This is a genomic window from Candidatus Omnitrophota bacterium (genome assembly GCA_018894435.1).
Classification (GTDB): domain Bacteria; phylum Omnitrophota; class Gorgyraeia; order JAHIPI01; family JAHIPI01; genus JAHIPI01.
The window spans coordinates 1-8,685 of record JAHIPI010000003.1 but is presented as its reverse complement, the minus strand read 5'-3'; the positions used below and the strand labels follow the sequence as shown (position 1 = coordinate 8,685).

Here is an 8,685-nt window from a genome sequence, read left to right as displayed (position 1 = left end):
TGAGGGCATGACGGTTCAGTTTGCGGAAAGGATGCCCGGAATAGAAGTGGACATCGGAAAAAAAGAGGTCTTTATCGCGAGATCGCGCGATATACGGGCGGAGATAGAGGACCTGGAAAGAAGGTGCGCGAGGCGCGACCTTGATTTTTTTTCTATAAGCGAGGATTATGCTTCGGGCCTCTACGAGTACCTTTACCGGCTTAAAGGCCATGACAACGCAATGATCGACTATTTAAAAGGCCAGGTAACCGGGCCCGTAAGCTTTGGCCTTTCCGTGACCGACGAAGATAAAGTACCGCTCTTTTTTGATAAAGAATTATTTGACGCAGCCGTAAAAACATTATCTCAGCGCGCCAGGTGGCAGGCATCACGGCTAAAGGAGATATTTAAGGACATAATCCTCTTTGTAGATGAACCTTCGCTTTCCTATTTTAAAGAAGCCGGCCGCAGTTCAAAAATAAAGAAGGAAGACCTTGCCCTTAGTGTCGGCAGAGTGACCTCGGCTATACGCCAGGAAGATTGCTACGCAGGCATACATTGCTGCGGTGACGCCGACTGGGATCTCGTTTTATCATGCGGCATAGACATATTGAGCTTCGATGCGTACTCATACGGCGAATCGTTAATAAAAAGCTCTGAAAAGATATCTGATTTTGTTTTAAAAGGTGGTATAATAGCCTGGGGCATAGTTCCGAGCGCAGCTTTAGCCGGAAGAGAATCAAGAGACAGCTTAACCGGCAAACTCGATAGTTACATAAATTTATTGTCTCAGAAACTGGATAGAGAAAAAATAATAAAGGCCTCGCTCATAACACCGAGTTGCGGTTTAGGCGCGTTGGATGAAAGTACGTGCGAAAGCACTATAAAACTCTGCGTCGAAGTCTCTGAGGCAGCAAAGAAAAGAATAACTTTTTAAGGGTTAGCGATGGATGGAAAAAACGTTTCAAATGTCAGATTCGGCGGTTCGGGCCTTTCGTATGTTGATTTTGAAAAGGCAAAGGCCGTTATAATACAGGCGCCCTATGAAGGCACGGTTACTTACAGAAAGGGCACGCAAAGAGGCCCCGCCGCAATATTGGAAGCCTCGGCCAATATGGAGTTTTTTGACGAAGAGCTCAATATCGAAACGTACAAAAACGGTATACACACGCTTCCGCCTATCAATATCTCCAACCTTTCGGTCGATAATGTAATAGAGGAAGTCTATAAATCTGTTAAGGATGTTATGAAGGCGGAGAAACTGCCTGTTCTTTTGGGCGGAGAGCACTCAGTGACGATCGGCGCTGTTCGCGCGGCAAAAGAAGCTGCCGGCGATATAATGGTATTGCAATTAGACGCGCATTACGATCTAAGAGACGAATATAGGGGTTCTAGAAATAATCACGCCTGTGTGGCAAGAAGGATACAGGAGATGGCGCCGTTAGTACAGCTCGGCGTAAGAAGCTTATCTAAAGAAGAGAAAGACTTTCTTTCGGGCGAGAATAATGTGGTAAAGACGATAAGCGCCTACGATATGCTGACGGACCAGTTATGGGACAGGCGTATGCTGGAGGTGCTTAAAGATAAGGTATACATAACGATAGACCTTGATGTGCTTGACCCTTCCATAATGCCGGCGGTTGGTACGCCGGAACCCGGCGGCATCAGCTGGTATGTATTGCTCGATATACTTAAGATGGTAGCGCAAAATAAAGAGATAGTGGGTTTCGACATAGTGGAACTCGCGCCGATAGAAGGAGACATAGCTCCTGATTTTCTTACGAGTAAACTGATATACCGCCTTCTGGGTTATACATTCTTCTATAAAAACGGTAAAAAGAAATAGGCCCCGTTAGACCTCTTAATATACATTGTTTGAGGTAAAGACGATGGCATTAGATGTGACTTGTGCTTACATGATAAAGGATTGAAGAAAGGTAAAAGTCCGTTGGAGGTCTAACGGGGTAGGATAAAAATAGATGATAATAATGCCAAGAAGTAAACTGCTTGTCCCGAGAAAAATATTCTTTACTAAAGGCGTGGGTTCGCATAAGGAAGAGCTGCGTTCTTTCGAGCTCGCGCTTCGCGATGCCGGTATAGAAAAATGCAACCTTGTAACCGTCTCAAGCATACTTCCTCCGGGATGCCAGACCATATCCAGGAACGAAGGGCTTAAAGAATTGATCCCGGGGATGCTGACATTTGTCGTGATGTCGAGATGCTCCAGTAACGAGCCGCACCGGCTTATAGCGGCCTCTACCGGCGTAGCGATTCCGGGCGATCCCAACGCTTACGGCTATCTTAGCGAGCACCACGCATTTGGTGAGACGGAAAAGGTCGCGGGAGATTATGCGGAAGACCTCGCGGCGGCGATGTTGGCGTCAACGCTCGGTATAGAATTTGACGAAGACAAGAGCTGGGACGAGAACAAGGAAGAGTACAGGATCGGCAGCGACAAAGTGGTCCGCACCACCAATATAACCCAGTCCACGGTCATAAGCGCCAACGGCCTATATTCCACCGTCTTAGCGGCCGCCGTGTTTTTGTTTTAATTCGGATATGCCATGCCGCAACAATCTTATTCCGTTAAACTGCCTTTTTCTTTTAAGCATTCGGTCTTAGCCGCGGGCTCCGAGACGAACACCACATTTTCCCTGCTTAAAAAAGATGCCGTTTTTGTAAGCAGTCCTTATAAAGATTTGAAGGCGCCGTTAACGCTGGATAGCTTCAAAAAAGACATAGCGTGTAAAGAGGCGTTACTCCGCATTAAGCCGGACATTATCGCTTGTGATCTTCATCCGGAATACATGTCGGCGAAATACGCCAAAACCCTTAGCACTAGGGCCCTCATAGAAGTACAGCATCATCACGCGCATATCGCAAGCTGTATGGCCGAAAGCGGCCTTAAAGGCAAGGTCATAGGCATTGCGCTTGACGGAATGGGTTACGGACCAGATGGCACTATATGGGGAGGCGAGTTTCTCGTCGGCGGATACCATTCCTACAGAAGAGCCGCGCACATTGCGTATGCGGCGATGCCCGGAGGAGACAAGGCAGTACTTGAGCCGATAAGGATGGCGTTTTCGTATCTCTATAAAACTTATAAAGGTACTACCGCGAAAGTGCGGACAGGCGTTTTACTCCGTCTCGGAAAAGAGAAAAAGGCGATTTTTAAGAACATGATAGATAAAAAGATAAATTCGCCGCTTACCTCAAGTGCCGGCAGACTCTTTGATGCCGTTGCCTCTTTGGTAGGAGTTCGAGACCGCATATCATTCGAAGGTGAAGCTGCTATGGCGCTTGAGACAATAGCGCGCGGGTCTGATTGCAGCACTTTTTATGGATTTACGCTTAAGAAAAAAAGCGGTGTAATAAGTATAGAGTTCTACAGCATGATAAGAGAAATTATCTCAGAGTTGACCAAGCGTGAGCCTCTAGCTCTTATGGCGCGAAAGTTCCATAACACACTTGCCGAGGCCGTAAAAAGAGTATGCATGGCGCTGCGGCGAGAGTACGGCCTGAATAGAGTAGTACTTTCGGGCGGCGTATTTCAGAATAATATATTACTTAGCGGCTCACTAGAGCGCTTGGCACTAGCCGGATTTTCAGTATATTCACACCGCGATATTTCGGCGAGCGATAGAGGTGTATCTTTGGGTCAGGCAGTCATAGCCGCTTCGAAAACGGAGAAGAAAAAATGTGCCTAGGCATACCGATGAAGATACTGAGTAAAGACAAAGATTCGGCAATGGTCTCATCGGGCGGCACAAAACGCGAGATAAGCGTAGGCTTGATCAGAAATGCCGAAGTGGGCGATTACGTCATAGTGCACGCCGGCTTCGCGATAGAGAAGCTCAATGAGAAGCGGGCTAAAGAGACGCTTGACATATTGAAGCAAATTAAGCCGTAGAAGCCGCAACCAAAAGCGATAAGTTGCAAATACAGACACGCGGCGGGACATGTTCCGTAGTACTAACCTGGCAATTCTAACCAGGTTAGATTCGCCAGGTTGGGAAGGAACGTGTCCCGCGTCAAAGGCAGCCATGAAATATATAGACGAATTCAGAGACTTAAAATTGGCAAAGAACTTGTCGGCGAAGATAGAGAAACTCGCCAGGGGCCGCGGCCGCTACAATTTTATGGAGGTCTGCGGCACGCATACGAATACTTTTTACCGTTTCGGGCTGGCAAAACTTTTGCCTGAAAATATCCGCCTCATATCGGGCCCCGGGTGCCCCGTATGCGTTACGGACGCATCTTACATAGACAGCGCGATTACTTTGGCAGGATCAGGCGATACCATAATCACGACTTTCGGCGATATGATCAAAGTGCCGGGTTCTAAATCGTCGCTTTACCGCGAAAGAGCAAAGGGCCGGAATATAAGAATAGTATATTCGTCGCTCGATGCCTTAAGGATAGCCGAAGAGAACCCTTCTAAAGACGTAATATTTTTAGGCGTCGGTTTTGAAACGACCGCGCCAACGGTGGCTATGGCTATTATAGAGGCAAAAAAAAGGCGCGTCAGGAACTTTTTTGTGTACTCCGCGCATAAACTTATACCGCCGGCGATGACAGCCATATTGAAGGATAAAAATGTGGCGTTGGACGGCTTTATCCTGCCCGCCCACGTCAGTTCCATAATAGGCGCCGACGGCTATAAATTCCTTAAGAAATTTAATATTCCCGGAGTTATTGCCGGGTTTGAACCGCTCGATATGCTTCAAGGCATACTTTTGCTTGTCATGGATGTGAATTCCGGTAAAGCAGGAATAGTAAACGAGTATAATAGAGTGGTACATAAACGCGGCAACAAAAGAGCGCAGGAAGTAATGCAGAGGATCTTTGCGCCGTGCGATTCTGTTTGGCGCGGTATAGGCCGAATACCGAAGAGCGGCCTCGCGATACGCGGCGAATTTTCGGACTTTGATGCCGAAAAGCGCTTTGGAGTCAAAAAAGTAAAGATTCCCATAGACAGGCGCTGCCTCTGTGGAGAAGTCATAAAAGGCGTAAAACTGCCCGAAGATTGCAGGTTGTTCCGAAAAGTATGCACACCCGATAATCCCAAAGGGCCATGCATGGTCTCGAGCGAGGGGACGTGCGGAATACATTTTAGATATAAGTAACTAAGCGAAGGAAAATATGGCAAATATAACACTGGCGCACGGAAGCGGCGGGCGCTTGATGCACGAGCTGATAAGAAAGAAGATCCTGGGAGTCTATGGAAACCCCGTCCTAAACCGTATGGCCGATGCCGCCGTTTTGGAATTGGATAAAAAGAGAATAGCGTTTACCACGGACTCTTTTGTGGTAAAACCCCTCATCTTTAAAGGCGGCGATATCGGAAAGCTTGCCGTATGCGGCACGGTAAATGACCTTGCCGTATCCGGGGCTCTTCCTCTATATATATCGTGCTCACTTATTATAGAAGAAGGCCTGTCGGAGGGGCTTTTGATGAGATTTATAGCTTCCATGAAAAAAGAGGCGAGGACTGCAGGTGTGGAGGTGGTGACGGGCGACATAAAAGTCGTTGAAAAGGGAAATTGCGACGGTATATTTATCAACACAAGCGGCATAGGCGTAGTAAAATATAGCCGCGAACTATCCGTAAGGAGAATAAAGCCTGGCGATAAGGTCATAATAAACGGCACTATAGCCGACCACGGTACTGCGGTTATGCTGGCGCGCAATGATTTGGGCTTTAAGAGCGGGCCGAAGAGTGACTGCGCCTCGCTGAACGGATTGATATTGATGGTGCTCAATAAATGTAGTAATGTAAAATTTATGCGCGATCCTACGAGGGGTGGAGTGGCAGCGGTGATGAACGAGATCGTTGAGGACGCCCCTTTTGGCATACAGCTTTTTGAGGATAAGATCCCCATTAGCAAAGAGACCGCCTCCGTTTGTGAGATACTGGGTATCGAACCGCTACAGATGGCGAACGAAGGCAAGGTTATCGCGATAGTAGGGCCGCAGGATGCCGGGAAAGCGCTTCGCATAATGAAAAAGCACTCACTCGGCAGGCGCGGGGCCATAATCGGCGAGGTGACAAAAGATTTCAAGGGCAGGGTCGTTTTAAAAACAAAGGTCGGAGGCGAGCGCATCGTCGACATGCCGGTTTTAGAAGTGCTGCCGCGGATTTGCTGATATGTACGAAAAACGGTTCTACAGAGATTGGGTGAAAGAGGGCGATTTGAAGGCGTTCGAGGTCAAGTTGTTCGAGACAGACCTTCTGATCCTGGCCGACAGAATCCTTAAGATAGAGGCGGAAAAGATAGTTTACGCTTACCGCAGGGATCTCTTGGATTACATAGATAAAAATAAGTCCTTCAAAGAATCATTTAAGCCGATAGAGATGGACGAAAAGGCGCCCGCGATAGCGAAAGACATGATAAAAAAGTCCGCGATTGCGGGAGTCGGGCCTATGGCCGGTATTGCGGGAGCGATGGCTGAATATACGGCTCGCGGACTCCTTGAATATTCTTCCGAGATAATCATTGAAAACGGCGGCGATATATTTATGAATTCGGCTAAGGACCGCACGATGTCAGTATTTGCCGGTAAATCGCCGCTTTCAGGCAAAATAAAAATAAGGCTTCTAGCCGAAAAAATGCCGCTGGGTATAGCGACATCGAGTGCTACGGTGGGTCATTCGATTAGTTTCGGGAAGGCCGACGCAGCGCTTATAATTTCGCATGATGCGGTACTTGCCGACTGTGTTGCGACAGAGGCATGCAACCTGGCAAAATCGGCCGACGATCTTACGAAGGCAATAGATTACGCCAAGTCGATAAACGGCGTGCTTGGCGCATTGATCATATTGGGCGATAAAATGGCCAGTTGGGGAGATATCGAGCTGGCTTAAAATGGAGATGACTATGATATCCAAAAGAATAGTACTGACGTTTCCGCATAATTTGCTCGATCGGCCGGTGGTTTACAAACTGGTCAAGGATTATAATCTCATATTCAACATTCTGCAGGCAAAAGTGACACCGAAAGAAGAGGGGCTTTTAATTCTTGAGCTGTCCGGCAATGAGAGCGACTACGAAAAGGGGTTGAAATATCTTCTCGGCCTGGATGTCAAGATCCAGCCGCTTAGTAAGGATGTTATAAGGATAGAAGAGAAGTGTACTCATTGCGGCGCCTGTGTCGTGATATGCCCTACGGAAGCGCTCGTCATCGATAAAAAGACGCGCAAGGTGATCTTTGACTCCGAGAAATGCATCGCCTGCGAGCTCTGCGTCAAGCCCTGCCCACCGCGTGCGATGGTGGTGAAGTTTTAAAAGAGTTTTAGAGGGACGTCCTGTACGGAGCCACCCTGCAAGCAGAAAAAGGAGCGATTTAAGTGAGAAAATGTTTTGCTGCTATAATAATCTTATGCGCTTTACTTTCCGGATGCGGCGGGGAGAAGGCATCAAAGCCTGCCGAGCCGGGTGTTGTTGACTATCTGACCGGTCATGAGCAGATAAAAACATACCAGCGAACAAAAACGAAAATCGAAGACATAAATAAAACCCTGCAGGAACGCAATGAAGGATTTTAGTGATATATGACAAAGACTAAAATAATATGCACACTGGGCCCGGCATCGTCCGATGAGACGGTATTGAGAAAAATGATACTTGCCGGGATGGATGTAGCCCGACTCAACTTTTCACACTCAAAGCATCCCGAGCTCATACGTAAGATAAAAATAATCCGGCTTATAAACAAAAAATACCGCCGGCGCATAAGATTTTTAGGTGACCTGGAAGGCCATCGCATAAGGATAGGCGGCCTCGCCGGCGGCGCTATGGAGCTTAAAAAGGGCTGGGTAGTGTGCCTTACTCAAAAGGATATAAAAGGCGCTGATAGGTGCATACCATTTGACTATCGGGGGCCGCTCAGGGATATAAAGAAGGGGCAATATATATTTATAGACGATGGAAATATCGCCTTGGAAGTAAAAGGATATAGCGCGAATAACCTGACGGCAAAGGTAGTAATAGGCGGCATCCTTAAGGAGCATAAAGGCGTAAATATTCCGGATGCAAAACTTAAATTTGGCAGAATAAGCCGCAATGACGTAAAAAATATACTCTTTTCTAAAAAATATGGTCTTGACTATATAGCACAGTCGTTCGTACGCACAAGTAAAGACATGTTGGCCGTACAAGATGTGCTCGGCAATAGATCCAAGTGCCGGCTTATCGCGAAGATAGAAAATAGAGACGGTGTAAAAAATATAGATGAAATAATCAGAGCTTCAGACGGTATCATGATAGCGCGTGGGGACATGGGCGTATCTTTGCCTATTTATGAGGTGCCGATAATACAGAAGATGATAATCAGGAAATGTAATCGCGCGGGAAAATTTGTCATAACCGCTACGCAAATGCTCGAGAGTATGACAGAGAACCACATACCTACTCGCGCAGAGGTGAGCGATGTTGCCAACGCAATAATAGACGGCACGGATTTTGTCATGCTTTCGGCAGAATCGGCTATTGGAAGATATCCCGTAGAAACGGTACGCATGATGAACAGTATAATAAAATTCACAGAAGGGTATCTTAATAAGCTGATCAGAAACATTTAAAAATCCTGTAATCGCAATATAATAATGTCCGCTTTCAGCAAAGTTAAAATGTCCTATCCCAAAGTTGCTATAATAGCCTCTTCCAAAGGAGGCCCTTATGGCAGGAAAGGACACAGTCACCATGA

The 8,685-nt window shown here is 47.0% G+C and carries 11 protein-coding genes; all 11 read left to right on the top strand.

Annotation, left to right across the window (positions count from 1 at the left end; all coding sequences use genetic code 11):
• A partial coding sequence (locus KKI13_00310; protein MBU4487498.1) for a hypothetical protein occupies nucleotides 1-916 on the top strand: 916 nt, incomplete at its 5' end.
• Between the two features lie 9 nt (nucleotides 917-925).
• The gene (gene speB, locus KKI13_00305) at nucleotides 926-1,825 is read left to right on the top strand and encodes an agmatinase (GenBank protein ID MBU4487497.1); all 900 of its coding nucleotides are present in this window, start codon (nucleotides 926-928) and stop codon (nucleotides 1,823-1,825) included.
• A gap of 142 nt (nucleotides 1,826-1,967) precedes the next feature.
• Entirely contained in the window at nucleotides 1,968-2,531 is a 564-nt protein-coding gene (locus KKI13_00300) for an arginine decarboxylase, pyruvoyl-dependent (protein MBU4487496.1), read from the top strand.
• 12 nt (nucleotides 2,532-2,543) lie between these two features.
• Entirely contained in the window at nucleotides 2,544-3,686 is a 1,143-nt protein-coding gene (locus KKI13_00295) for a hypothetical protein (protein MBU4487495.1), read from the top strand.
• Nucleotides 3,677-3,889 carry a HypC/HybG/HupF family hydrogenase formation chaperone gene (locus tag KKI13_00290; GenBank protein MBU4487494.1) on the top strand — a complete coding sequence of 71 codons (213 nt, stop codon included), beginning with the start codon at nucleotides 3,677-3,679 and terminating at the stop codon, nucleotides 3,887-3,889. The genes KKI13_00295 and KKI13_00290 overlap by 10 nt, the downstream gene beginning before the upstream one ends.
• A 133-nt stretch (nucleotides 3,890-4,022) precedes the next feature.
• Complete coding sequence (gene hypD, locus KKI13_00285) at nucleotides 4,023-5,105, top strand: hydrogenase formation protein HypD (GenBank protein MBU4487493.1); 1,083 nt, start codon at nucleotides 4,023-4,025, stop codon at nucleotides 5,103-5,105.
• Between the two features lie 16 nt (nucleotides 5,106-5,121).
• The gene (gene hypE, locus KKI13_00280; protein MBU4487492.1) at nucleotides 5,122-6,126 is read left to right on the top strand and encodes a hydrogenase expression/formation protein HypE; all 1,005 of its coding nucleotides are present in this window, start codon (nucleotides 5,122-5,124) and stop codon (nucleotides 6,124-6,126) included.
• A 1-nt stretch (nucleotide 6,127) separates the two neighbouring features.
• Complete coding sequence (locus KKI13_00275) at nucleotides 6,128-6,844, top strand: UPF0280 family protein (protein MBU4487491.1); 717 nt, start codon at nucleotides 6,128-6,130, stop codon at nucleotides 6,842-6,844.
• 13 nt (nucleotides 6,845-6,857) lie between these two features.
• On the top strand, nucleotides 6,858-7,265 hold the full coding sequence (locus tag KKI13_00270; protein ID MBU4487490.1) for a 4Fe-4S binding protein: 408 nt from the start codon (nucleotides 6,858-6,860) through the stop codon (nucleotides 7,263-7,265).
• A gap of 62 nt (nucleotides 7,266-7,327) precedes the next feature.
• Nucleotides 7,328-7,525, top strand: coding sequence for a hypothetical protein (locus KKI13_00265; GenBank protein MBU4487489.1), 198 nt, complete (start codon nucleotides 7,328-7,330; stop codon nucleotides 7,523-7,525).
• Nucleotides 7,526-7,531: 6 nt separating this feature from the next.
• Complete coding sequence (pyk, locus tag KKI13_00260) at nucleotides 7,532-8,560, top strand: pyruvate kinase (GenBank protein ID MBU4487488.1); 1,029 nt, start codon at nucleotides 7,532-7,534, stop codon at nucleotides 8,558-8,560.
• Nucleotides 8,561-8,685 lie beyond the last annotated feature (125 nt).